The organism is Mycobacterium sp. NGS63 (assembly GCF_059812295.1).
In genome coordinates this window covers 1-24,033 of the sequence record NZ_JCALCJ010000007.1, presented here as the reverse complement: position 1 = coordinate 24,033, position 24,033 = coordinate 1, and the positions used below count along the sequence as shown (strand labels likewise).

19 protein-coding genes and 1 pseudogene are annotated in these 24,033 nt (G+C 72.2%); 6 read left to right on the top strand and 14 right to left on the bottom strand.

Annotated elements, in window-relative coordinates:
- The first annotated feature begins 21 nt into the window (after positions 1-21).
- Both AC5Y4Z_RS18490 and eutC read left to right on the top strand, forming a co-directional pair.
- Positions 22-1,428, top strand: coding sequence for an ethanolamine ammonia-lyase subunit EutB (locus AC5Y4Z_RS18490; RefSeq protein ID WP_499966003.1), 1,407 nt, complete (start codon positions 22-24; stop codon positions 1,426-1,428).
- Positions 1,428-2,153, top strand: a pseudogene (gene eutC, locus AC5Y4Z_RS18485) (ethanolamine ammonia-lyase subunit EutC); the annotation flags it as partial. The gene AC5Y4Z_RS18490 and the pseudogene eutC, both read left to right, overlap by 1 nt.
- On the opposite strand, the gene AC5Y4Z_RS18480 reads toward eutC, so the two are convergent.
- Genes AC5Y4Z_RS18480 through AC5Y4Z_RS18445 form a run of 8 tightly spaced genes read right to left on the bottom strand, consistent with a single transcriptional unit; the run spans position 2,122 to position 10,657 of the window.
- Positions 2,122-3,309, bottom strand: coding sequence for a vWA domain-containing protein (locus AC5Y4Z_RS18480; RefSeq protein WP_499966002.1), 1,188 nt, complete (start codon positions 3,307-3,309; stop codon positions 2,122-2,124). The pseudogene eutC and the gene AC5Y4Z_RS18480 sit on opposite strands and share 32 nt — an antisense overlap.
- 7 nt (positions 3,310-3,316) lie before the next feature.
- Complete coding sequence (locus AC5Y4Z_RS18475) at positions 3,317-3,946, bottom strand: SRPBCC family protein (protein WP_499966001.1); 630 nt, start codon at positions 3,944-3,946, stop codon at positions 3,317-3,319.
- A gap of 12 nt (positions 3,947-3,958) precedes the next feature.
- Positions 3,959-4,834, bottom strand: coding sequence for an AAA family ATPase (locus tag AC5Y4Z_RS18470; protein WP_499966000.1), 876 nt, complete (start codon positions 4,832-4,834; stop codon positions 3,959-3,961).
- Positions 4,831-5,709, bottom strand: a complete 879-nt coding sequence (locus AC5Y4Z_RS18465; protein ID WP_499965998.1) for an XdhC family protein — start codon at positions 5,707-5,709, stop codon at positions 4,831-4,833. Before AC5Y4Z_RS18465 ends, AC5Y4Z_RS18470 begins: the two co-directional genes overlap by 4 nt.
- Entirely contained in the window at positions 5,710-8,109 is a 2,400-nt protein-coding gene (locus AC5Y4Z_RS18460) for an aerobic carbon-monoxide dehydrogenase large subunit (protein ID WP_499965997.1), read from the bottom strand.
- Positions 8,106-8,582 carry a (2Fe-2S)-binding protein gene (locus tag AC5Y4Z_RS18455; protein ID WP_499965996.1) on the bottom strand — a complete coding sequence of 159 codons (477 nt, stop codon included), beginning with the start codon at positions 8,580-8,582 and terminating at the stop codon, positions 8,106-8,108. The genes AC5Y4Z_RS18460 and AC5Y4Z_RS18455 overlap by 4 nt, the downstream gene beginning before the upstream one ends.
- A gap of 4 nt (positions 8,583-8,586) precedes the next feature.
- On the bottom strand, positions 8,587-9,465 hold the full coding sequence (locus AC5Y4Z_RS18450; RefSeq protein ID WP_499965995.1) for an FAD binding domain-containing protein: 879 nt from the start codon (positions 9,463-9,465) through the stop codon (positions 8,587-8,589).
- Between the two features lie 31 nt (positions 9,466-9,496).
- Positions 9,497-10,657, bottom strand: coding sequence for an XdhC family protein (locus tag AC5Y4Z_RS18445; RefSeq protein WP_499965994.1), 1,161 nt, complete (start codon positions 10,655-10,657; stop codon positions 9,497-9,499).
- Between the two features lie 22 nt (positions 10,658-10,679).
- Between AC5Y4Z_RS18445 and AC5Y4Z_RS18440 the strand changes: the two genes are divergently transcribed.
- The gene (locus tag AC5Y4Z_RS18440) at positions 10,680-11,645 is read left to right on the top strand and encodes a LysR family transcriptional regulator (protein WP_499965993.1); all 966 of its coding nucleotides are present in this window, start codon (positions 10,680-10,682) and stop codon (positions 11,643-11,645) included.
- A gap of 121 nt (positions 11,646-11,766) precedes the next feature.
- On the opposite strand, the gene AC5Y4Z_RS18435 is transcribed toward AC5Y4Z_RS18440, so the two are convergent.
- The 6 genes from AC5Y4Z_RS18435 to AC5Y4Z_RS18410 all read right to left on the bottom strand — a co-directional run bounded on the left by AC5Y4Z_RS18435 (position 11,767) and on the right by AC5Y4Z_RS18410 (position 19,910).
- The gene (locus tag AC5Y4Z_RS18435; protein WP_499965992.1) at positions 11,767-12,411 is read right to left on the bottom strand and encodes a TrmH family RNA methyltransferase; all 645 of its coding nucleotides are present in this window, start codon (positions 12,409-12,411) and stop codon (positions 11,767-11,769) included.
- Positions 12,408-13,301: a hypothetical protein gene (locus AC5Y4Z_RS18430; protein ID WP_499965991.1), complete on the bottom strand. Its 894-nt coding sequence runs from the start codon at positions 13,299-13,301 to the stop codon at positions 12,408-12,410. Before AC5Y4Z_RS18430 ends, AC5Y4Z_RS18435 begins: the two co-directional genes overlap by 4 nt.
- Positions 13,302-13,320: 19 nt before the next feature.
- Positions 13,321-13,869: an orotate phosphoribosyltransferase gene (gene pyrE / locus AC5Y4Z_RS18425; RefSeq protein WP_499965989.1), complete on the bottom strand. Its 549-nt coding sequence runs from the start codon at positions 13,867-13,869 to the stop codon at positions 13,321-13,323.
- Positions 13,869-14,723: a trehalose monomycolate transport factor TtfA gene (gene ttfA, locus AC5Y4Z_RS18420; protein ID WP_499965988.1), complete on the bottom strand. Its 855-nt coding sequence runs from the start codon at positions 14,721-14,723 to the stop codon at positions 13,869-13,871. Before ttfA ends, pyrE begins: the two co-directional genes overlap by 1 nt.
- A 149-nt stretch (positions 14,724-14,872) precedes the next feature.
- Positions 14,873-17,419: an ATP-dependent chaperone ClpB gene (clpB, locus tag AC5Y4Z_RS18415; protein ID WP_499965987.1), complete on the bottom strand. Its 2,547-nt coding sequence runs from the start codon at positions 17,417-17,419 to the stop codon at positions 14,873-14,875.
- Between the two features lie 109 nt (positions 17,420-17,528).
- A complete protein-coding gene (locus AC5Y4Z_RS18410) occupies positions 17,529-19,910 on the bottom strand; it encodes a PE family protein (protein ID WP_499965986.1) in 2,382 nt (793 codons plus the stop codon).
- A gap of 166 nt (positions 19,911-20,076) precedes the next feature.
- Here AC5Y4Z_RS18410 and AC5Y4Z_RS18405 point away from each other — a divergent pair, with 166 nt between their 5' ends.
- The 3 genes from AC5Y4Z_RS18405 to AC5Y4Z_RS18395 form a co-directional block, all read left to right on the top strand.
- Positions 20,077-21,243: an FAD-binding oxidoreductase gene (locus AC5Y4Z_RS18405; RefSeq protein WP_499965985.1), complete on the top strand. Its 1,167-nt coding sequence runs from the start codon at positions 20,077-20,079 to the stop codon at positions 21,241-21,243.
- Between the two features lie 12 nt (positions 21,244-21,255).
- On the top strand, positions 21,256-22,158 hold the full coding sequence (locus AC5Y4Z_RS18400) for an aldose 1-epimerase (RefSeq protein ID WP_499965984.1): 903 nt from the start codon (positions 21,256-21,258) through the stop codon (positions 22,156-22,158).
- 181 nt (positions 22,159-22,339) lie between these two features.
- Positions 22,340-24,033, top strand: a 1,694-nt coding sequence (locus AC5Y4Z_RS18395) for a PPE family protein (RefSeq protein WP_499965983.1), incomplete at its 3' end; no start/stop codon positions are given.

Below are 24,033 nucleotides of genomic sequence, written 5' to 3'. Positions count from 1 at the left end.
GATCCTGCCTCATACTGAAATATGCGCTACCGGCAAACCATTTCGGGGACCACGCACTCGTTCGACGGGCTGGTCGACGTGATGGCGAAGGCGTCGCCGCTGCGCTCCGGCGACCAGCTCGCCGGTTGCGCCGCCGGCTCCGACGCCGAACGGGCCGCGGCCGCATGGGCGCTGGCCGACATACCGTTGACGACGTTCCTCACCGACGCGGTGGTGCCGTACGAGACCGACGAGGTCACCCGGCTCATCGTCGACGGCCACGACCGCGCGGCGTTCGGCCCGATCGCGGACCTGACCGTGGGCGGGCTGCGCGACTGGCTGCTGGACACGGCGTCGTGCGACGACGCCGCCGCGCGGATCACCGCGATCTCCGCGGGGCTGACGCCGGAAATGGTTGCCGCCGTATCGAAGATCATGCGCAACCAGGACTTGATCCTGGTGGCCGCCGCGGCGACGACCACCGCTGCCTTCCGCACCACGATCGGGTTGCCGGGCACACTGGCCACCCGGCTGCAGCCCAACCACCCCACCGATGACGCGCGCGGGATCGCCGCGGCGATGCTCGACGGCCTGTTGCTGGGCTGCGGCGACGCGGTGATCGGGATCAATCCGGCGACCGACTCGCCGCACGCGGCGTCGGACCTGCTGCACCTGCTCGACGACATTCGCCAGCGCTTCGCGATTCCCTTTCAGTCGTGCGTGCTGTGCCACGTCACGACCACGATGGAGCTGATCGACCGGGGCGCGCCCGTCGACCTGGTTTTCCAGTCGATCGCGGGGACCGAGGGCGCCAATGCCGCGTTCGGGACCTCCATCGCGATGTTGACGGAAGCCAACGACGCCGCCCGGTCGCTGCGCCGCGGCACCGTCGGCGACAACGTCATGTACCTGGAGACGGGTCAGGGCGCGGCACTGTCGGCCGGGGCGCACCTCGGGGTGGGAAACCGGCCGGTCGATCAGCAGACGCTGGAGGCGCGCGCCTACGGGGTGGCCCGGGCGCTGCGGCCGCTGTTGATCGACTCGGTGGTCGGATTCATCGGACCGGAGTACCTCTACGACGGCAAGCAGATCATCCGCGCCGGGCTCGAGGACAATTTCTGCGGGAAACTGCTCGGCCTGCCGATGGGCGTCGACGTCTGCTACACCAACCACGCCGAAGCCGACCAGGACGACATGGACACCCTGCTGACCCTGCTGGGCGCGGCGGGCACCGCGTTCGTCATCACCGTCCCCGGCGCCGACGATGTCATGCTCGGCTACCAGAGCCTGTCGTTTCATGACGCGCTGTACGTGCGAAAAGCGTTGGGGCTGCGCCCCGCCCCCGAATTCGAAGCCTGGCTGGCGGGTCTGGGCATGGCCGACGCCGACGGCCGGATCCTGCCCGTCGACCTCGCGACCTCGCCGCTGCGGGCGCTGGCGGCCGGCTGATGAAAGACCTCTGGGCGCCGCTGCGGGCGACCACGCGGTCGCGCATCGGGCTCGGGCGGGCGGGAAACTCGCTGCCCACCCGGCGCGTGCTGGAGTTTCGTGCCGCGCACGCCGCGGCGCGCGACGCCGTGCACGACCCACTCGACGTCGACGGCCTCGTCCGGCGGCTGCACGATATCGGCATCGACGACCCGCTGCGGGTGTGCAGCCGGGCGGGATCACGCAGCGAATACCTGCGCCGGCCCGACCTCGGACGCAGCCCCGCCGACCTGTCGAACCTGCCAAAGACGAAGGCGGACATCGGGTTTGTCCTCGCCGACGGGCTCTCGCCGCGCGCGCTGACCGAGCACGCCGCCGGCATGGTCGACGCACTGGTGCGCGAATTCGGCGACCGCTACCGGATTGCCCCGCCGGTCATCGCGACCCAGGCGCGTGTCGCGCTCGGCGATCACATCGGCCAAGCCCTCGGCGTCGCAACGGTTCTCGTCCTCATCGGTGAGCGGCCGGGGCTGTCGGTCGCCGACAGTCTGGGCATCTACCTGACGCACCGGCCGCTGCCGGGGCTCAGCGATGCGGCCCGCAACTGCATCTCCAACATCCATCCGCCCGACGGCCTGGACTACCGCACGGCGGCTTCGGTCGCCGCGGCGCTGGTGGCCGGGGCCCGCGAACTCGGCCGCTCGGGCGTCGACCTCAAAGACACAACGCGAGCAGCAATTGGCGCAGCCCGGTCAGTGAGTGCGCCGGCAGGAACAGGTCGCAGTACGGCAGGGCCGCCGCCATCGACCCCGCCAGCGGCTGGAAATCATCTTGCGCCGCACGGGGATTGAGCCACACCACGATCGCGGCGCGGCGGCGCAGCCTGGCCATCGCGTGGGCGAGGACATCGGGCGGATCGGCGTCCCAGCCGTCGGAGGCGACGATCACCACCGCGCCGCGCAACGCGTTGCCGTGTGGCGGGGCCAGCATGCCGCCGACGCTGCGGCCGATGAACGTGCCGCCATAGCGGTCGGTGACTTTCGCGTTGGCTTTCTGCAGCGCCATCTCGGCCGAGCGGTGCGAGAGCACCGCGGTGAGCCGGGTCAGCGACGTCGAGAACGCGAAGACCTCCGGACGCATGCCGGGCTGGCGCATCAGCGCGCGCATCAGATGCAGGTACACCGCGGCATAGGGCTGCATCGAGCGGCTCACGTCGCAGGCCAGCACGACGCGGCGGGGCCTGCGGCGGGGCCGCGTTCGCGCCAGGGTCAGCGCCTCCCAGCCGGTCGCGCGCGACGCGTTCATCGTGGCCCGCAGGTCGATGCGCTTGCCGCCGGCGCTGGGCTCGAACCGCATGCTGCGGCGGCGGGGCCAGCGCGCGACCGTCGCCTCCAGCCAGGAGCCGAGCAGGCGCAGGTCTTGCGCGTCGAAGCGGTCGAAGGGTTCGTCGGCGAGCGCGGCCAGGCGGCTGGGCAGCAGGTCCGGCAGCAGGACGTGCGTTTCTGCCGCGCCGGCGGCCTCGGCGGCGGCGCGGGTGGCCCAGGGAACCGCGTCGCCACTCCCACCGGATCGGCTGCCCGCTTGCCGCAACGTGCCGGCCGCGGGTGTGCGAGGCCCCGCCAGCGGCAGGGAAGCGGAGCCGGCAGTGCCGGTGGCGGCATTGCCGAACACCGCGGCGAACACGGCGTCGAACGCGGCGAGGTCTTCCATCCGGTTGACCAGGGTCAGCCTGGCCGCCCAGTACAGTGCCGGCGTGGTGCCGGGCACCAGCTCGCGCAGCGCGCGGACGAAGCCGGCCTGGCCGTTGGCCGACACCAGCACCCCCGCGCCGCGCAGCCGCGCCACCATCGCGGCCGCGAACGCGGCCAGGTCGACGCCCCGTAGCAGCAGTGGGGTGCTCACGAGCCCGCTAGCGCCCCCGGCGCAGCACCCAGATCAGCGCCAGCACGGCCAGCACCGCCGCGGCCGCGGCGCCGTACTTCTTGAGCTGGTCGCCGCCGGCGAGGTCGAGCAGATCGATGGGCTCCGGCTCGGCCGCGTGGCGCGGCCCGGCGGCGGACTGCGGCGCGGCCGGGCTCGCGGCGGTCGGCGCCTGCTGCGCGGCGAGCTCGGCCTCCAGCGATTCGACGAACTGGCCCAGCAGCTTCTCCGAAACCTGTTGCAGCATTCCGCTGCCGAACTGGGCCAGCTTGCCGACGATCTTCATGTCGGTGTCGACGGTGACGCTGGTGCGGTCCCCGTCCTCGTGCAGCTGGGCGGTGACGGTGGCGGCCGCGTTGCCGGTGCCGCGCGACTCCTTGCCCTTGGCGTCGATGACGGCGCGGTGCGCGGTGCGGTCCAGCTCGACGAAATGGACCTTGCCGCTGAACTCGCTGGTGACCGGCCCGACCTTGACCTTGACCTTGCCCAGGTAGTCGTCGCCCTCGTGGCCGGTCAGCTGCGCCCCGGGCATCAGCGGGATCACCTGCTCCAGGTCGCTCAGCACGTCCCAGGCCCGTTCGATGGGCGCGCTGACGGTGAACTGGTTGGCGATCTTCATGCTGTGGTCCTCTCAGGTACGGCTGTACTGGATATACGCGTCGCGAATCAGAGTACGGTCGTCCGGGGTCTTGGCCAGCGCCCCCAGGCTTACGGCGGCCATCGGGTCGACCAGGTCCGCCACGCCGAGGGACACCAGCGCGGCGACCCAGTCGATGGTCTCGGCGACCCCGGGCGGCTTGTCCAGGTCGAGATCGCGCGCGCGGCCGACGAACTGGGTGGCGTGCTCGATCAGCGGCGCCGTCGCCCCGGGCACGGTGCGGCGGACGATCGCGGCGGCGCGGGCCGGCTCGGGGTAGTCGATCCAGTGGTACAGGCAGCGGCGGCGCAGCGCGTCGTGCAGGTCGCGGCTGCGGTTGGAGGTCAGCACCGCGATCGGCGGGCGCTCGGCGACGAACGTGCCGAGCTCGGGGACGGTGACCGCGGATTCGCCGAGGAACTCCAGCAGCAGCGCCTCGAATTCGTCGTCGGCGCGGTCGATTTCGTCGATGAGCAGCACCGGCGGCGCGGCGCCCCGATGGCGCACGCATCGCAGGATGGGCCGGTCCACCAGGTAGGCCTCGGTGTAGAGGTCGGCCTCCTGGATAGCGGCGCCCTGCGCCTCCGCGAGCCGGATGGACAGCAGCTGGCGTTGGTAGTTCCAGTCGTACAGCGCCTCGCTGGCGGTCAGCCCCTCGTAGCACTGCAACCGGACCAGCTCGGTATCCAGCACGGCCGCAAGGGTTTTGGCGGCCGTCGTCTTGCCGACCCCGGGTTCGCCCTCCAGCAGCAGCGGCCGGCCCAGCGTGACGGCCAGGTAGATCGCCGACGCGGTTCCGGTGTCCAGCAGGTAGTCCTGCGCATCGAACCGGCGGACCACGTCGCCGGGATCGGCGAACGGCGCGGTCATTCGCCGGCTGGCCGGTCCGCGAACGCCGTTCGGCATCCCGCACCGCAGAACCAGTGGTCGGCGCCGGCCAGCCGCAGGTGCTCGGTGGCGGGCCCGATCGTCACCGTCATGCCGCAGACGGGGTCGACGGCCTCGGCCGGCGCGTCGGGGACGACGGCACTGCCCAGATCGCCGCCGCGGATACCGGCGACGAGCTCGGCGGCGATCGACACCGCGATCTCGGCCGGGGTCCTGGCGCCGATGGGCAATCCGACCGGGGTGTGGATGCGGGCCCGCTCGGCGTCGGTGAGTTGGAGCTGGCCCAGGATCGAGGCGCCGCGCACCCTGCTGGCCACCAGTCCGATGTAGCCGACGCCGTGATCGAGTGCGGCGCGGATGATTTCGGCCTCCGGGCCGCCGTGGCTGGCGATCACGACGGCGGTGGCGCTAGCGTCGCCCGGATGGTCGTCGCGCTCGACGTCGTAGCCCAGGACCCCGCACAGCTGGGCCAGCGCCTCGGCGATCGGGGTGGCCCCGTGGATGCGGATCAGCGGCGCCGGCAGCTGCGGGGTCAAGAAGATCTCCAGCGACCCGCCCGACAGGCAGGGGTTGACGACGACGCAGGCGCCCGGCGCCTCGGGGAAGTGCACGTCGCCGTCGGGAAGCACCCGCAGCAACACGCTTTCGCCCGCCTGCAGCGCGCCCAGCCCCGCCTTGCGCACCGAGTTCTGCGCGCACTGGCCGCCGACGAAACCCTCGATCGTGCCGTCCGCCAACACGATCGCCTCGTCGCCGGGGTAGGACGAGGTGGGCGGCTGGGCGCGCACCACGGTCGCGTGCACGAACGGCGTCCGCGCCGCCAACAGCTGCCGGGCCCGCTCACTGATGGTCGTCATCTATATCGGCGGCCTCGCTCTGCCCTGCATGGCCTCCCACACCCGCGACGGCGTCAGCGGCATGTCGGCGTGCCGAACCCCGAACGGCGCCAATGCATCCACCACCGCGTTCACCACGGCCGGCGGCGATCCCACCGTGGCCGACTCCCCGATGCCCTTCGCGCCGATCGGGTGGTGCGGCGACGGCGTCACCGTGTGCCCGGTCTCCAGGTGCGGCACCTCCATCGCGGTGGGGATCAGGTAGTCCATCAGCGACCCGCCCAGGCAGTTGCCGTCGTCGTCGAACGCGATCATCTCCATCAGCGCCATCCCGATGCCGTCGACGACGCCGCCGTGCACCTGGCCCTCGATGATCATCGGGTTGATCCGCGTCCCGCAGTCGTCCACCGCCAAAAAGCGGCGCACCTTGACCACGGCGGTGCCCGGATCCACGTCCACCACACAGAAATACGCGCCATACGGGTACGTCAGGTTCTCCGGGTTGTAGCAGACCTCGGCGTCCAGCCCGCCCTCGATGCCCTCGGGCAGGTCCCCGGCGCCGTGCGCGCGCATCGCGATGTCGGCGATGGTCACCGCCGCCGACGGGTCGCCCTTGACGTGGAATTTGCCCTTGTCCCATTCCAGGTCGGCCACGGACACCTCCAGCATGCCCGAGGCGATGATCTTCGCCTTGTCGCGGACCTTGCGGGCGACCAGCGCCGCCGCGCCCCCCGACACCGGGGTGGACCGGCTGCCGTAGGTGCCCAGCCCGAACGGGGTCTGATCGGTGTCGCCGTGCACCACCTCGATGTCGTCGGGCGGGATGCCCAGCTCCTCGGCGACGATCTGCGCGAACGTCGTCTCGTGGCCCTGGCCCTGGCTCTGAACCGACAGCCGCACAACGGCTTTGCCCGTCGGGTGCACCCGCAGCTCGCACCCGTCGGCCATGCCCAGGCCGAGGATGTCCATGTCCTTGCGCGGGCCGGCGCCGACGGCCTCGGTGAAGAACGCCATGCCGATGCCCATCAGCTCGCCGCGCGCGCGCCGCTCCTTTTGCTCCTCGCGTAACGCCTCGTAGCCGATCATGTCCATGGCCTTGCGCATGGTGGCCTCGTAGTCACCCGAGTCGTAGGTCCACCCGGTCTTGCTGTGGTACGGAAACTGGTCGGGCCGCAGCAGGTTTCGCAGCCGCAGCTCGGCCGGGTCCATCTTGAGCTCGAAGGCCAGGCAGTCGACCAGCCGCTCGACGAAGTACACCGCCTCGGTGATGCGGAACGAGCACGCGTAGGCCACCCCGCCGGGCGCCTTGTTGGTGTACACCGCGGTCATGTGGCAGTAGGCGGCCTCAAGGTCGTAGCTGCCGGTGAACACCCCGAAGAACCCGGCCGGGTACTTCGTCGGCGCCGCCTGGCCGTTGAACGCGCCGTGGTCGGCCAGCACGTTGGACCGGATCGCCAGGATCTTGCCGTCGTTGGTGGCGGCGATCTCGCCGACCATGATGTAGTCGCGCGCGAAGCTCGTGGAGGTCAGGTTCTCGCTGCGGTCCTCCATCCATTTCACCGGCTTGCCCAGCAGCAGCGAGCCGACGATCGCGCATACGTAGCCGGGATAGATCGGCACCTTGTTGCCGAAGCCCCCGCCGATGTCGGGCGAGATCACCCGGATCTTGTGTTCGGGCAGGCCGGCGACCAACGCGTACAGGGTGCGGTGGGCGTGCGGGGCCTGCGAGGTGGTCCACAGCGTCAGCTTGCCGGTCACCGGGTCCAAATCGGCCACCGCGCCGCAGGTTTCCATCGGCGCGGGGTGCACCCGGGGGTAGACGATCTCCTGCTTGACGACGACGTCGGCGCGCGCGAACGCCGCCTCGGCGGCCGCGGCGTCGCCGGTCTCCCAGTCGAAGATGTGGTTGTCGGTCTTGCCGTCCAGGTCGCTGCGGATCACCGGCGCCGACTCGTCGAGCGCCTTGCGGACGTCGACGACCGGGTCCAGCGGGTCGTAGTCGACGTCGATCAGCTCCAGCGCGTCGCGGGCCGAATAGCGGTCCTCGGCGACGACGAACGCCACCTCCTGGCCCTGGAAGCGCACCTTGTCGGTGGCCAGCACGGCCTGCACGTCGTTGGACAGGGTCGGCATCCAGGCCAGGCCCTTGTCGGCCAGGTCGGCGCCGGTCACGACGGCCTTGACCTTCGGATGGGCAAGGGCCGCAGTCACATCGATGCCGGCGATGCGGGCGTGCGCGTACGGTGAGCGCAGGATGGCCAGGTGCAGCATGCCCGGCAGCGCGACGTCGTCGACGTAGGTGCCGCGCCCGCGGATGAAGCGCGGGTCCTCCTTGCGCAGCATCCGGCCGTGGCCGCACGGCTTCTGGTCGTTGTCGGCCAGGTCTTCTGGGGAGGGAGGGCGGGACTCGATGGTGGTCATGAGGTCACCTGCTCCGAGTTGTGTTGGGCCGCCCATTGGATGGATCTGACGATCGTGGTGTAGCCGGTGCAGCGGCAGATCTGGCCGGAGATCGCCTCGCGGATGGTGTCCTCGTCGGGGTTGGGCTCGCGGTCCAGCAGCGCGCGGGCGGTGATCATCATGCCCGGGGTGCAGAACCCGCATTGCAGCCCGTGGCAGCGCATGAACCCTTCCTGGACCGGGTCCAGCCGGCCATCAACGGCCAGCCCTTCGACGGTGCGCACGCTGTGGCCCGAGGCCATCACCGCCAGCATGGTGCACGACTTCACCGGCACCCCGTCGACGTCGACGACGCAGGTGCCGCAGTTGCTGGTGTCGCAGCCCCAATGGGTTCCGGTGAGCCGCAACTGATCCCGCAGGAAGTGCACCAGCAGCATCCGCGGTTCGACGTCGGCGCTCACCTGCTCGCCGTTGACGGTCATGTTCACCTGCATGGCGTCAGTTCCCTTCTGCGCGCACGCGTTGCGCGGCGCGGCGCAGCGTGCGGACGGTCAGCTCGGCGGCCAGGTGCCGCTTGTACTCGGCGGTGCCGCGGATGTCGGTCACCGGGTCGCAGGCCTGCGCGGCGCGCCGGCCCGCCTCGGCGAAGGTTTCCTCGGTGGCCGGCCGCCCGACCAGGCCGGCGGCGAGCTCGGCCAGCGCGGCGGGGTCGGGGCCCACCGCCGTCAGGCCCACGCGGGCGGCGGCGATTTCTTCCCCGTCGAGCGTGAGACTCGCGCCGGCCGCCGTCACCGCCCAGTCCCCGACCCGGCGCTCGACCTTCGCGTAGGCGCTGGACGTGTTGAGCCGCACCGGGATTCGCGCCTCGACCAGGATTTCGTTGTGCGCCAGCGTGGTTTCGTAGGGGCCGGCGACGAACTCGTCGATCGGAATCTCGCGTTCCCCCTTGGGCCCGCGGGCCAGGCACACCGCCCCCAGCACGGTGCAGACCGTCACCAGGTCCTCGGCCGGGTCGGCCTGGCACAGCGAGCCGCCCAGGGTGCCGCGATTGCGGACCACCGGGTCGGCGATCACCTTCTCCGCGTCGCGGAAGATCGGGCACACGGCGGCCAGGGTGTCGGACTCCAGGATCTCGCGGTGGCGGGTCATGGCGCCGATGCGCACCAGGGTCGGGTCGGTGATCACGTAGCCGAGCTCGGGGGCCAGGTCGTTGATGTCGACGAGGTACTCCGGGTTGGCGATGCGCAGCTTCATCATCGGCAGCAGGCTGTGGCCGCCGGCGATCACCCGCGCGCCGTCCCCCAGCCGATCCAGCAGCCCGACGGCGTGGTCGACGCTGGTTGCACGTTCGTATTCGAAGGGTCCCGGTACTTGCATTGCAGCAGTGTCGGCCGGGGGGAAACACGCGTCAATAGCGAGTTAAGTAATCGTTTAGGTCGCCCGTCACCTGCGCGTCGTGGTGGATCCGCCCGGCGGTTTCGGCCAGCGGGCGGCCCCCGCCGCCCCAGCGCTTGGCGATGATGTCGGCGGCGATGGACACCGCGGTCTCCTCGGGGGTGCGCGCGCCGAGGTCCAGCCCGATGGGGCTGCGCAACCGGCCCAGCTCGGCGTCGGTCAGCCCCGCGGCCCGCAGCCGGTTCATCCGGTCGTCGTGGGTGCGGCGCGACCCCATCGCCCCGACGTAGCCGACCCGGGGCAGCCGCAGCGCCACCTCGAGCACCGGGACGTCGAATTTCGGGTCGTGGGTCAGCACGCAGATCACCGTGCTCTCGTCGACGGCGCCCGCCTCCGCCTGCGCGGCGAGGTAGCGGTGCGGCCAGTCGACGACGACGCGGTCGGCCGTCGGGAAGCGCACCGGCGTGGCGAACAGCGCGCGGGCGTCGCACACGGTGACCCGGTAGCCCAGCAGCGCGCCCTGCTGCGCCAGCGCGGCGGCGAAGTCGATGGCGCCGAACACCAGCATCCGCGGGCGCGGCGCGTAGCTGGACACGAACACCTCCATGCCCTCGCCCAGCCGCTGCCCGTCGGGCCCGTACTTGAGGACCTCGCTGCGGCCCACCGCCAGCAGGCCCCGCGCGTCGTCGGCCACCGCGGCGTCGGCGCGCGCCGAGCCCAGCGAACCGGCCTGCGCGTCCGGCCGGACGACCAGCCGGCGCCCGAGCCACCGCGCGTCGGGGTGGGCGATGACCGTCGCGACCGCCACCGGGCGGTGCTCGCCGATGTCGTCGGCCACCGCGCCGAGTTCGGGAAATGTCGCGCGCGACAGCGACTCGACGAAGACGTCGATGACGCCGCCGCACGTCAGCCCGACGGCGAACGCGTCGTCGTCGCTGACGCCGTAGCGTTCCAGCCGCGGCGTCCCGGTCTTGGCCACCTCGGCGGCCAGCTCGTAAACCGCGCCCTCCACGCAACCCCCCGACACCGACCCCGTCACCGAGCCGTCGGGCGCCACCACCATCGCGGCGCCCGGCGGCCGCGGCGCGGACCGGAACGTCCGCACCACCGTCCCCAGGCCAGCGGTGTCACCGGCACGCCAGATCGACATCAGCTCGGCAAGCACGTCGCGCACGCATTAAACGTAAGCTCATGGCGTGACTCCGGCTCAACTTCGGGCCTATTCGGCGGTGGTGCGGTTGGGTTCGGTGCGGGCCGCCGCCGCGGAGCTGGGTGTTTCCGACGCCGGGGTGTCGATGCTCGTGGCGGCGCTGCGCAAGGAGCTCGACGACCCGCTGTTCACCCGGACCGGCGCGGGGCTGGCGTTCACGCCCGGCGGGCTGCGGCTGGCCAGCCGCGCGGTCGAAATCCTGGGCCTGCAGCAACAAACCGCGATCGAGGTCACCGAGGCCGCCCACGGCCGGCGGCTGCTGCGCATCGCCGCGTCCAGCGCGTTCGCCGAGCACGCGGCGCCGGGGCTGATCGAGCTGTTCTCGTCGCGGGCCGACGACCTGTCGGTGGAGCTGAGCGTGCACCCCACCAGCCGGTTCCGCGACCTGATCGCCGCGCGCGCCGTGGACATCGCGATCGGCCCGGCGAGCGAACATCCGGCCGGCCACGACGACACGATCTTCGTGCGGCCGTTTTTGAAGTACCAGATCATCGCCGTCGTGGCGCCGAACAGCCCACTGGCCGCGGGGATTCCGAGCCCGGCGCTGCTGCGCCAGCAGCAGTGGATGCTCGGCCCGGCCGCGGGCGGCGTCGACGGCGAAATCGCAACGATGTTGCGCGACTTGGCGATTCCGGAGTCGCAGCAACGGATCTTTCAGAGCGACGCCGCCGCGCTCGAGGAGGTGCAGCGGGTCGGCGGGGTGGCGCTGACGATCGGCTTCGCCGTCGCCAAGGACCTGGCGGCCGGGCGGTTGACGCACGTGACCGGTCCCGGGCTGGACCGCTCGGGCGAGTGGTGCGCGGCGACGCTGGCGCCGTCGGTGCGCCAGCCCGCGGTGTCGGAGCTGGTCCGCTTCATCACCACGCCGCGGTGCACGCAGGCGATGATCCGCGGCTCCGGGGTCGGCGTCGCGCGGTTCCGCCCGAAGGTGCACGTCACGCTGTGGAGCTGATTGGGGTGTGAATCCTTGGCTTCCGGTGTGAAACCAGGGCGGAAAAATCGCCAAAATCCCGCCCTGAGCGCACATTCGGCGCCGACGATTCACACTCGGCATGACAAGGCGTGGCGCGGGGCTACCAGGCCCGTGACAGGTCGGCGTGCTGGCGGATCCAGGCGTGCATGGCGATGCCGGCGGCGACGCCGGCGTTGACGCTGCGCGTCGAGCCGAACTGGGCGATCGACACCGTCAGCGCCGCGCCGGCGCGGATGTCGTCGGTGATGCCGGGGCCTTCCTGACCGAACACCAGCAGGCACTCGCGCGGCAGCGCGGTCTCCTCCAGCCGCGCCGCGCCCGGGACGTTGTCGACCGCGATCACGGTCAGGCCGGCGCCGGCCGCGAAGGCCAGCAATTCGGCGGTGCTGTCGTGGTGGCACAGGCGCTGATAGCGGTCGGTGACCATGGCGCCGCGCCGATTCCAGCGCCGGCGCCCCACGATGTGCACGGTGTCGACCGCGAACGCGTTGGCGGTGCGCACCACCGAGCCGATGTTGGCGTCGTGGCCGAAGTTCTCGATCGCCACGTGCAACGGGTGGCGGCGCCGGTCGATGTCGGCGATGATCGCCTCCCGGGTCCAATACCGGTAGGCGTCGACGACGTTGCGGGAATCGCCGTCGCGCAACAGGTTCGGGTCATACCGGGGGTCGCCGGGCGGCTCGCCCGGCCAGGGCCCGACGCCGCCGGCCGTCGTCCCCCATTCGGTGGGTCCCGGTTCGCTCACCGCTGCGTCCACACGCCGGCGTGGGTGCCATCGACAGCCACGGTCGCGTACAGCAGCGCGTCGTTGATCTCGCCCTGGGTGCACAGCGACGCGTTGACATGCACCGAATCCAGCGACGCGTCGGGCAGGATCAGCACCGACGACCCGTACGTCGCGCAGGCCGGGTTCAGCCCGCGGCCGGGCAGCGTCGGCGACGCCAGCAGCATCATCGGCCCGCCGCGCGCGGCGGAGTCGTCGCGGTACCGGGCCGCCACCGCGTCGGCCTCCAGCCCCAGCAGCATGTAGCCGTTGCCGTTGAACGCGGCGGGATCGCCGAGCTGCGCCTTGGTCACCGGGGCGCCGTCGGCGCGCCAGGCCGACAGGTTGACGGTCTTGACCGTCAGGCCGGTGTCGTTGGCGTTGGTCGGCAGCAACCCCACCGGGAACGCCGCGGGGTAGGCCGCCGACGTGTTCGGGATGCGGTCGCGCGGCGAGTAGGCGTACACCCCGCGGACCTGGCTTCGATCCTTAAGCGGCCCAAGGCAAACCGTGCCGGTGAGCCGGTCCGGCGGCGCGGCCAGCGGGTGCTGGATGTCGTGCACGGTGGTCATCGCGTCGTCGCAGCTGCCCAGCGCGTTGGACTCCATCGGGTGCGCCAGCGCGCCGTAGAGCCCGAAGCGCAGGTCCTCGGGTTTGGCGTGTCCCGCATGCGGATCCGCCGGCGAGGCGTCCACGTCGACCAGCACGTAGTCGCCGCCCCAGCGCAGGTTCGACACCGACATGTTCCAGCCCAGCAGCGCCAGCGACTCCCCGAGCCGCGCGCCCTGCGCGCCGTAGGGCGCGACGGCGTGGCCGGAGCCCGAGCAGCCCGTCAGGCACGCGGCCAGACAGGCTGCCAGCGCAAGGAACATCCGCACAGCTATGACGGCCCTAGCCCAGCCCCAGGTCGGCCAGCCCGAGCACGCTGCGGTAGGCCAGACCCTCGGCCTCGATGGCCTCGGCGGCGCCGGTGGCCCGGTCCACCACGGTGGCCACCCCGACCACCTCGCCACCGGCCTCCTGCACCGCGCGCACCGCGGTCAGCGCCGAGGCGCCGGTGGTGCTGGTGTCCTCCACCACCAGGGCCCGCCGCCCGGCCACCTCGCAGCCCTCGATGAGGCGTTGCAGCCCATGGGTTTTCGCGGACTTGCGCACGACGAACGCGTCGATGGGCCGCCCGGGCGCGTGCATGACCGCCGTCGCCACCGGGTCGGCGCCCAGGGTCAGGCCGCCGACCAGCGCGTAGTCCCAGTCGCCGGTGAGGTCACGCATCAGCCTGCCGATCAACGCCGAGGCCCGGTGATGCAGCGTGGCGCGGCGCAGGTCGACGTAGTAGTCGGCCTCCTTGCCCGACGACAGCGTCACCCGCCCGTGCACCACCGACAGCCGCCGCACCAGCTCGGCCAACTCCTCGCGGGGGTCAAGCTCGCCGGGCGGCATCAGCGCTGATAGTTGGTGGCCTGGTGGCCGTTGCGCCCGGTCGGCGGCGGGCGGCGAAGGGAGTCCGTGCGCCCCTCGTCCCGGCGGACCGGCTCGGGGCGACGGCCCGCGTCACCCAGAAACTCGGACACGTCCTGCCCCGAGCGCCGCGACGGCAACTCGACCCGGCCGGCGGGCGCCAGCGGGCGGCTCGGCGCGGCGCTGCGGATGGCGGCCGGCGCGCCGGCCTCGGCGGCGGCCTCCTGGGGCACCGGCGGCAACACCCGCAACAGGTCGTTGAACTGGCGCACGGTGCGCAGGCCCTCGTCCCACTGGGCGCGCATGCTGGAGATCGGCATGGCGACCAGCGTCCAGTTCTGCTCGTTCCACATGATCTCGGCGCAGTCGGGCGCGGTGTGCGCGAAGGTGACCATGCGCCGGTCGCAGGCCCGCCGGGCCGCGTCGAGGTTGGTGGAGTACACCATCCGCGGCCCGATCGCGCCCAACAGCCAAATGTCGCTCTCCCGTGGTTCTTTCAGCCCCTTGAGCCGCAGGTCGACGACGACGTTGGTGCCCACCTTGCGGTGCAGCGCGATCACGGTGGCGACTTCGTCGACGTCGAAGATGTAGACCGCCTCGCCGCGGATCTGGCCCAGCACGACGTTGTGGGCGGGGACGTCGCCCACCGTCGAGATCACGCCGCGCTTCCAGCGCTTGAGGATGTCGGTGGACTCACGCTCGTAGTCGAACCCGTGCGACCGCGCCCACGACTTGCGGCGCCTGCTGCGCCCCCGGCGTCGATCGATGTCGACGTACAGGAGCACCCCCGCGCCGACAAAGCACAGCGCGGAGAGCGTGAACCAAAGGGGGACCATCCCACACAGGGTATCTGCTGTTGCGCCGGAATGAGGAAACCGACCAGGTCACAACCCCGTTACAGCACCCTACCAATGCGCCGAACGTCGACTTGTTGAGCGATCTGGGCGAAACCCCCGCAACAAGTCGACGTTCGAGCGCAACTAGGTCAGCCCAGGATCAGCGCGTCGCCGTCCGGGCTGACGTTCACCGGGACGGTGTCCCCGTCGTGCACGTCGCCGGCGAGCAGCAGCTTGGCCAGCTGGTCACCAATGGCCTGCTGCACCAGCCGGCGCAGCGGGCGGGCGCCGTACACCGGGTCGAACCCGCGCTGCGCCAGCCACTTCTTGGCCGGCAGCGACACCTCGAGCTGCAGCCGTCGTTGCGCCAGCCGCTTGCCCAGCTGGGCCAGCTGGATGTCGACGATCTGGACCAGCTCCTCGGGGTTGAGCCCGTCGAAGATCAGCACGTCGTCGAGCCGGTTGATGAACTCCGGCTTGAACGCCGAGCGCACCGCGGCCATCACCTGCTCCTCGCTGCCGCCCGACCCGAGGTTGGACGTCAGGATGAGGATCGTGTTGCGGAAGTCGACCGTGCGGCCCTGCCCGTCGGTCAGCCGGCCCTCGTCGAGGACCTGCAGCAGCACGTCGAACACGTCGGGGTGGGCCTTTTCGATCTCGTCGAACAGCACCACCGTGTAGGGCCGGCGGCGCACCGCCTCGGTCAGCTGGCCGCCCTGGTCGTAGCCGATGTAGCCGGGGGGCGCACCCACCAGCCGGGCGACGGAGTGCTTCTCGCCGTACTCGCTCATGTCGATGCGGACCATGGCCCGGTCGTCGTCGAACAGGAAGTCGGCCAGCGCCTTGGCCAGCTCGGTCTTGCCGACACCGGTGGGCCCCAGGAACATGAACGAACCCGTGGGCCGGTTGGGGTCGGCGACCCCGGCCCGCGCACGGCGCACGGCGTCGGAGACGGCCTGCACCGCCTTCTTCTGCCCGACGACGCGGCGGCCCAGCTCGTCTTCCATCCGCAGCAGCTTGGCGGTCTCGCCCTCCAGCAGCCGCCCGGCCGGGATGCCGGTCCACGCGGACACCACGTCGGCGATGTCGTCGGGGCCGACCTCCTCCTTGAGCATCACGTTCTCGCGGGCCTCGGCCTGCGGCAGCGCGGCGTCGAGCTTCTTCTCCACCTCGGGGATGCGGCCGTAGCGCAGCTCGGCCGCCTTGGCCAGGTCGCCGTCGCGCTCGGCGCGGTCGGACTCCCCGCGCAGCGTCTCCAGCTGCTCCTTGAGCTCGCGGACTATGTCGATGGCGTTCTTCTCGTTCTGCCACTTGGCCGTCAGCTCGGACAGCTTCTCGCGGTGGTCGGCCAGCTCGGAGCGCAGCTTGTCCAGCCGCTCCTTGGACGCGTCGTCCTCTTCCTTGGCCAGCGCCATCTCCTCGATCTCCAGCCGGCGCACCAGGCGCTCGACCTCGTCGATCTCGACGGGGCGCGAGTCGATCTCCATCCGCAGCCGGCTGGCGGACTCGTCGACCAGGTCGATGGCCTTGTCCGGCAGGAACCGCGCGGTGATGTAGCGGTCGCTCAGCGTGGCCGCGGCGACCAGCGCCGAGTCGGTGATGCGCACGCCGTGGTGCACCTCGTAGCGGTCCTTGAGCCCGCGCAGGATGCCGACGGTGTCCTCGACCGACGGCTCGCCGACGAACACCTGCTGGAAGCGGCGCTCCAGCGCGGCGTCCTTCTCGATGTACTTGCGGTACTCGTCGAGCGTGGTGGCGCCCACCAGGCGCAGCTCGCCGCGGGCCAGCATCGGCTTGATCATGTTGCCGGCGTCCATCGCCGACTCGCCGGTCGCGCCGGCGCCGACGATGGTGTGCAGCTCGTCGATGAACGTGATGATCTGCCCGGCGGAGTTCTTGATGTCGTCGAGCACGGCCTTGAGGCGTTCCTCGAACTCGCCGCGGTACTTCGCCCCGGCCACCATGGACCCGAGGTCCAGGGCGATGACGGTCTTGTCGCGCAGGCTCTCCGGCACGTCGCCGGCCACGATGCGCTGGGCCAGGCCCTCCACGATCGCGGTCTTGCCGACGCCGGGCTCGCCGATCAGCACCGGGTTGTTCTTGGTGCGGCGGCTCAAGACCTGCACGACGCGGCGAATCTCGTTGTCGCGCCCGATGACCGGGTCGAGCTTGCCCTCCTTAGCGCGGGCGGTCAGGTCGGTGGAGTACTTCTCCAGCGCCTGGTAGGTGCCCTCGGGGTCGGCGCTGGTGACGCGCGCGCTGCCCCGGACCTTGACGAACGCCTCCCGCAACGCCTGCGGGGACGCGCCGTGGCCGGTCAGCAGCTTGGCGACGTCGGAGTCGCCGGTGGACAGGCCCACCATCAGGTGCTCGGTGGAGACGTACTCGTCGTCCATCTCGGTGGCCAGCTGCTGGGCGGTGGTGATGGCGGCCAGCGATTCGCGCGACAGCTGCGGTTGCGAGCTGGCGCCGCTGGCCTGCGGAAGCTGGTTGAGGATGCGCTCCGTTTCGGCGCGGATGGTGGCGGGCTCGACGCCGACAGCCTCCAGCAGCGGCGCGGCGATCCCGTCGTTCTGCGTCAGCAGCGCCAACAGCAGGTGGGCCGGCCTGATCTCCGGATTGCCGGCGGCCGAGGCCGCCTGCAGGGCCGACGTGAGCGCGGCCTGGGTCTTGGTTGTCGGGTTGAAAGAGTCCACGACACCTCCGTTCGGGGTCCAGAAAGGGGGCTAGTAAAAATGCTTGTCGCGTTGTTCAACGCCGTCAAGGTTGAGTCTGTTCCGCTCAACCCTAGCAATTTTTCCCGGGCTAAGCCGCGCCGTTGACCCCGTTGGCGCCGAACAGCAGCCCGCCGGTGCCCCCGGCGCCACCGGCGCCGCCGTCCGACCCGTTCCCGCCGTTGCCGCCGTTCCCGATGACGGTGGCGCTGCCGCCGTTGCCGCCGATGGCGGGCGCGCCGCCGACGCCGGCGTCGCCGCCGCGGCCCCCGCCGCCGATCAGGCCGCCGTTGCCGCCGGTCCCGCCGTTGCCGCCGGCGAACGTGCCCCCGCCCGCGCCGCCTGCTCCCCCGGCGCCGCCGAAGCCGAACAGCCCGATCGCCGCCCCGCCGTTGCCGCCGGCGAAGCCGGGCGCGGCCCCGACCAGGGCGCCGGGGGCGCCGTTGCCGCCGGCCCCGCCGTTGCCGGACAGCATCCCCCCGGTGCCGCCGTCGCCGCCGGCCGCCCCCACGATGGCGCTGCCCCCGGCGCCGCCGTTGCCGACCAGCCCGGCATTGCCGCCGCGACCGCCGCCGAAGATCGGAGCGCCGCTGTTGCTCCCGTTGCCCCCGGCGCCCCCGTTGCCATAGAAGAAGCCGCCGTTGGCGCCGGCCTGGCCGGTCCCGCCGTTGCCGCCGTTGCCGACCAGCAGCCCCGCCCTGCCCGCGGCGCCGCCGACGGTGGCGGTGGAACCGGCGCCGTCGGCGCCGGCGTTGCCGCCGTTGCCGATCAGCCCCGCGTTGCCGCCGGACCCGCCGGCGCCGGCGGCGCCACCGAAGGCAAGGCCATGGGAGTTGCCGCCCTGCCCGCCGGCGCCGCCGTTGCCCAGGATTCCGCCGTTGCCGCCCGCGCCACCGGCCCCGCCCGTGGGCCCGGCGTTGCCGCTGCCGCCATTGCCGCCGCTGCCGGCCAGCATCCCGCCGGCCCCACCCGCGCCGCCGGCCCCGCCGGTCCCGGTGGCGGTGGCCCCGCCGGCCCCGCCGGCGCCGCCACCGCCGAACAACCCGGCCCTGCCGCCGGCCCCGCCGGCACCCCCGTCGCCGTTGACCGTGGTGCTGCCGCCGGCCCCGCCGGTGCCGCCGCCGCCGAACAGCAACCCGCCCACACCGCCGGCCCCGCCGGCCGTGGCGCGAACCAGGCCGCTGCCACCGGCTCCGCCGGCCCCGCCGTAGCCCCACAGCCCGGCGTTGCCGCCGTCGCCGCCGGGGCCGAACTGCGCGAACCCGCCACCGCTCGCGCCGACGCCGGCGCCGCCGGCGCCGCCGTTCCCGACCAGGCCGGCGTTCCCGCCGTGTCCACCGGCGCCGACGATGCCGGCCCCGCCGTAGCCGCCGTTGCCGAACAGCGCGCCGCCGTTCGCGCCGGGCATGCCGGTGCCGCCGCCGCCCCCGTTACCGACCAGCAGGCCCGCCCGGCCGGCCGCCCCGCCGGGCAGGCCGAACCCGCCGTGACCGCCGTCGCCGACCAGCCCGACGGCGTTGCCGCCGTTCCCGCCGGCGGCGCCCACGCTGCCGGCGGCGGTCACCGCGGCGTCGGCACCGTTGCCGCCGTTGCCCCACAGCAGCCCGCCGTCGCCGCCGGACCCGCCGGCGCCGCCGGTGGCGTTGGCCGAGGTACCGCCGGGACCCCCGTTGCCCCCGGCGCCGAACAGCCCGGCGTTGCCGCCCATGCCGCCGGCCCCGCCGTTGTCGGTGGTTCCGGCGCCGCCGGCGCCACCCGCGCCGCCGCCGCCGAAGATCAGCCCGCCGGCGCCGCCGGCGCCGCCGAGGCTCCCGGCGTTGATGCGTCCGCCGGCGCCCAACGAGCTTCCGCCGGCCCCGCCGGCGCCGCCCTGGCCGAACCACCCCGCGGCGCCGCCGTTGCCGCCGGCCGTGCTCCCCATCTGGCTGCTGGCGCCGGCTCCGCCGGCCCCGCCGTTGCCGATCAGCCCGCCCGGGCCGCCGTTACCGCCGGGCGTCGGGGGCATCCCGGTGCGCCCGATGAAACCGGGCCCGCCGTTGCCGCCGTTGCCGATCAGGATGCCCCCGGGCCCGCCGTCCTGCCCCGGCCCGCCGTCGGTGCCGTTGCCGATCAGCGGGCGCCCCAGCAGGGCCATGGTCGGCGCGTTGATGGCGCCCAGCAGGTCCTGCTCCAGGGTCTGCAGCGGTGACGTGTTGGCCGCCTCGGCGGCCGCATACGTTGCGGCCCCGGCGTTGACGAGCTGCACGAACTGCCGGTGAAACGCCGCCGCCTGGGCGCCCAGCGCCTGGTAGGCCTGGGCGTGCGCGCCGAACAGGGCCGCCACGTTCGTCGACACCTCGTCGGCGCCGGCGGCCAGCAGCGCCGTCGTGCGGGCCGCGGCGGCCGCGTTCGCCGCGCCGACCGTCGAGCCGATGTTCGCCAGATCCGTTGCCGCCGCGGCCACGAACTCCGGTGCCGCGATCACGAAAGACATGCGTTTCCCCTCGGTAGCTCGACGCGAATTGACCCATGGCCCCTGCCCGCGGCCGCCCGATAGCGCGGATCGTATCCGGCTTCGCGCCGCCATATGCCGAATCCGTCGAGCTCGCCCGGCTTGCCAGAGGATCCACAGGTAGCGCGCGAGCCTAGAATCGGCGCACGTGAGCCTCGAAGATCCGGACGCGTTGCGGGTGCTGCGCGACGCGTTCCGGCCGGACGGCGCGGGGGCTCCGCTGGTGCACCGCTTCTATGCCAACTGGTTTGCCCTCGACGTCTCGGTGCGCGACCTGTTTCCCCCCGAAATGGACGGCCAGCGGGCGGCTTTCGCGCACGCCATGCACTGGGTGTACGGGGAGCTGGTCGCCCAGCGCGCCGCCGAGCCGGTGGCCTTCCTCGCCCAGCTCGGCCGCGATCATCGCAAATACGGCGTGCTGCCGGGCCATTACGAAACGCTGCACCGCGCGCTGTACACGGCGCTGCGCACGCACGTCGGCGAACGGTGGACGGCCGCCGTCGACGCCGCGGCCGGCCAGTCGCTCAACCTGATCACCGGGGTGATGAGCGGGGCGGCCGACGCCGACGAGGGCCCCGCGTGGTGGGACGGCACCGTGATCGAGCACATGCGGGTCTCGCGCGACCTCGCGGTCGTGCGGCTGCGGCTGGATCGCCCGATGGGCTATCACCCCGGCCAGTACGTCAACGTCCAGGTGCCGCAGTGCCCGCGCCGCTGGCGCTACCTGAGCCCCGCGATCCCGGCCGACCCGGGGGGCGGCATCGAGTTCCACGTGCGCCAGGTGCCCGGCGGCCTGGTCAGCACCGCGATCGTCAACGAAGCCCGGCCCGGCGACCGGTGGCGGCTGTCCAGTCCGCACGGCGGCCTGGGGGTCGACCGCGACGGTGGGGACGTGCTGATGGTCGCCGGCAGCACCGGCCTGGCGCCGCTGCGGGCGCTGATCATGGACCTGTCCCGCTACGCCGTGAACCCACGGGTGCACCTGTTCTACGGCGCCCGCTACCGCTGCGAGCTGTATGACCTGCCCACCCTGTGGCAGGTCGCCCAGCACAACCCGTGGCTGTCGGTGTCGCCGGTCTCCGAGTACGGCCGCGACCCGTCGTGGGCGGCCGACTATCCCGACGCGACGCCCCCGCGCGGGCTGCACGTGTGCCAGACCGGCCGCCTGCCCGACGTGGTGACCAGGTACGGCGGCTGGGGCGACCGGCAGATCCTGGTCTGCGGCGGCCCGAACATGGTCCGCGCCACCAGGGCCGCCCTGATCGCCAAAGGCGCCCCGCCCGAACGCATTCAGCACGACCCGCTATCGAGCTAAGTGGAGGTAGGCATGCGCGTCGTCACGCTGCGCGACCCGGCGTCGCCGGTGGCCGCGGAATTCGTGCCGGAGGCCGGCATGATCGGCACCTCGCTGACCGACGCGGGCACCGAACTGCTCGGCCAGCGGCGCGGCCTGCAGGCCTACCTGTCGGCGGCCAAGACGATGGGCATCCCGATCCTGTACCCGTGGGCAAATCGGTTGGGCGCCAACAGCTATACCGCGCAGGGCGTGGATGTGACCCTGACGCCGGGCGAAAACGGCGTGCGGGCCGACCCCAACGGGCTGCCCATCCACGGCACCCTGGCCGCCTACCCGGGGTGGCGGGTCACGACGGAGACGGACAACGAGCTGACCGCCGAGGTCGATTTCGCCGCCGACCCGCGGCTGCTGGAAGGCTTCCCCTACCCGCACGTGCTGACGGTGGCGGTGCGGCTGGCCGAGCGGGCGCTGACGGTTCGCACCACGGTCACCGCGACCGGCGACACCGCGGTCCCGCTGTGCTTCGGCTTCCATCCCTACCTGCGCCCGCCGGACGCGGCGCGCGGCGAGTGGATCGTCGAGACGCCGCCGCTGCGGCATCTGCGCCTGGACGGGCGCGGGTTGCCCACCGGCGAATCGGAACCCCAGCCGCCCAGGGAGGAGGCGTTGGGCGACAAGGCCTTTGACGACGCCTACGACCAGGTCACCGACGGCTCGGTGTTCGCCGTGTCGGGTGGCGGACGGCGCCTGGAGGTGCACTATCAGCGCGGGTACCCGGCGGCGCAGATCTTCGCGCCGCCCGACCAGGACGTGATCTGCTTCGAGCCGATGACGGCGCCGACGGACGCGCTGCGCCGCGGCGGCTACCGGTGCGCGCGCCCCGGGGAGCCGGCGGTCGCGGAGTTCTCCATCAGCGTGTCGACGCGGGAATAGGCCCGGCGGCCGTCGTACCCGACCCTCCGGGGATCCCGCCGAAATCCGGCGAAAAGTTTTATTTTTCACGCGGATCCCGCATGTGAGGCCTGAGCACGTTCTAGTGTGGGGCATCTGGCTGCCCGCCAGGACGAACGCGGCCGCCATTGCGGCGGCCACCTGGGTCCAGTTGGGACGCGTGATGAGTTTCGTTGTCTTGCCGCCGGAGCTCAACTCCTGGCAGATCTTCGTCGGCGAGGGCTCGGGACCGATGCTGGCGGCAGCGGCCGCCTGGGACGGCCTGGCCGCCGAGCTGAGCTCGGCCGCGGAATCGTTCTCATCGTTGACGTCGGGGCTCGCCGCTTCGGCGTGGCAGGGCGCGTCGTCGACGGCCATGGTGGTCGCCGCCGGCCCTTACCTGGGCTGGCTGAGCGCGGCGGCGGCCCAGGCCGGGGAGACGGCCGCCCAGGCCCGGCTGGCCGCGGCCGCGTTCGAGGCGGCCCAGGCGGCCACCGTGAGCCCGGCGGTCATCGCGGCCAACCGCGCGCAGCTGGTGTGGCTGGCGGTCTCGAACCTGCTGGGGCAGAACGCGCCCGCCATCGCGGCGACCGAGGCGGAGTACGAGCAGATGTGGGCCCAGGACGTGGCCGCGATGTCCGGCTATCACGCCGGGGCTTCGGCGGCCGTGTCGGCGCTGACGCCGTTCACCCAGCCGCTGCGGGCGCTGGCCGACACTGCCACCAGGTCCCTGGGCAACCTGGGCTTCGCCGACGTCGGCGCGGGCAACGTCGGCTTCGGCAACGTCGGCAACTTCAACTTCGGTTCGGGGAACGTCGGCAACTCCAACGTCGGGTCCGGCAACGTCGGCAGCGGCAACTTCGGGTTCGGTAACGTCGGCCCGGCGTTGACCGCGGCGCTGAACAACATCGGGTTCGGCAACACCGGCAGCGGCAACATCGGCATCGGCAACACCGGCAACAACAACATCGGGTTCGGCAACACCGGCGACGGCAACCGCGGCATCGGGCTCACCGGCACCGGCCTGTCCGGGTTCGGCGGCTGGAACTCGGGCACGGGCAACGTGGGCCTGTTCAACTCGGGCACCGGCAACGTCGGCATCGGCAACTCCGGAACCGGCAACTGGGGCATCGGCAACGCGGGCAACAGCTACAACACCGGCATCGGCAACTCGGGCGAGGCCAACACGGGGCTGTTCAACACCGGCATCGCCAACACCGGCATCGGCAACGTCGGCAGCTACAACACCGGCAACTACAACCCGGGCAGCAGCAACACCGGCGGCTTCAACCTGGGCAAGTACAACACCGGCTACTTCAACAACGGCAACTACAACACCGGGTTCGCGAACTTCGGCAACGTCGACACCGGCGCGCTCAACTCCGGCAACTACAGCAACGGCTTCTTGTGGCGGGGCGACAACCAGGGCCACCTGTTCGGGCAGGGCCCCGGCTTCGGAAACTCGACCACCATCCCGTCGTCGGGCTTCTTCAACAGCGGCAGCGGGGCCGCGTCGGGCTTCTTCAACTCCGGCGCCAACAACTCCGGCTTCTTCAACTCCTCGCTCGGGGTGATCGGCAACTCGGGGTTCGCCAACACCGGCGCGCTGGAGTCGGGCCTGATCAACTCGGGCAACACCGTGTCGGGCATCTTCAACACGAGCCTGGCGGGCGCCGGGACGGCGGGCTTCGTCTCGGGCGTGTTCAACAGCGGCACCAGGCTGTCGGGATTCTTCCAGGGCCCGACGACGTTCAACCTCGGCTTCGCCAACGAGGGCGTCGGCAACATCCTGGCCAACGCCAACGTCGGCAGCGACAACATCTTCGGCAGCGGCAACGTCGGCAGCGACAACATCTTCGGCAGCGGCAACGTCGGCAG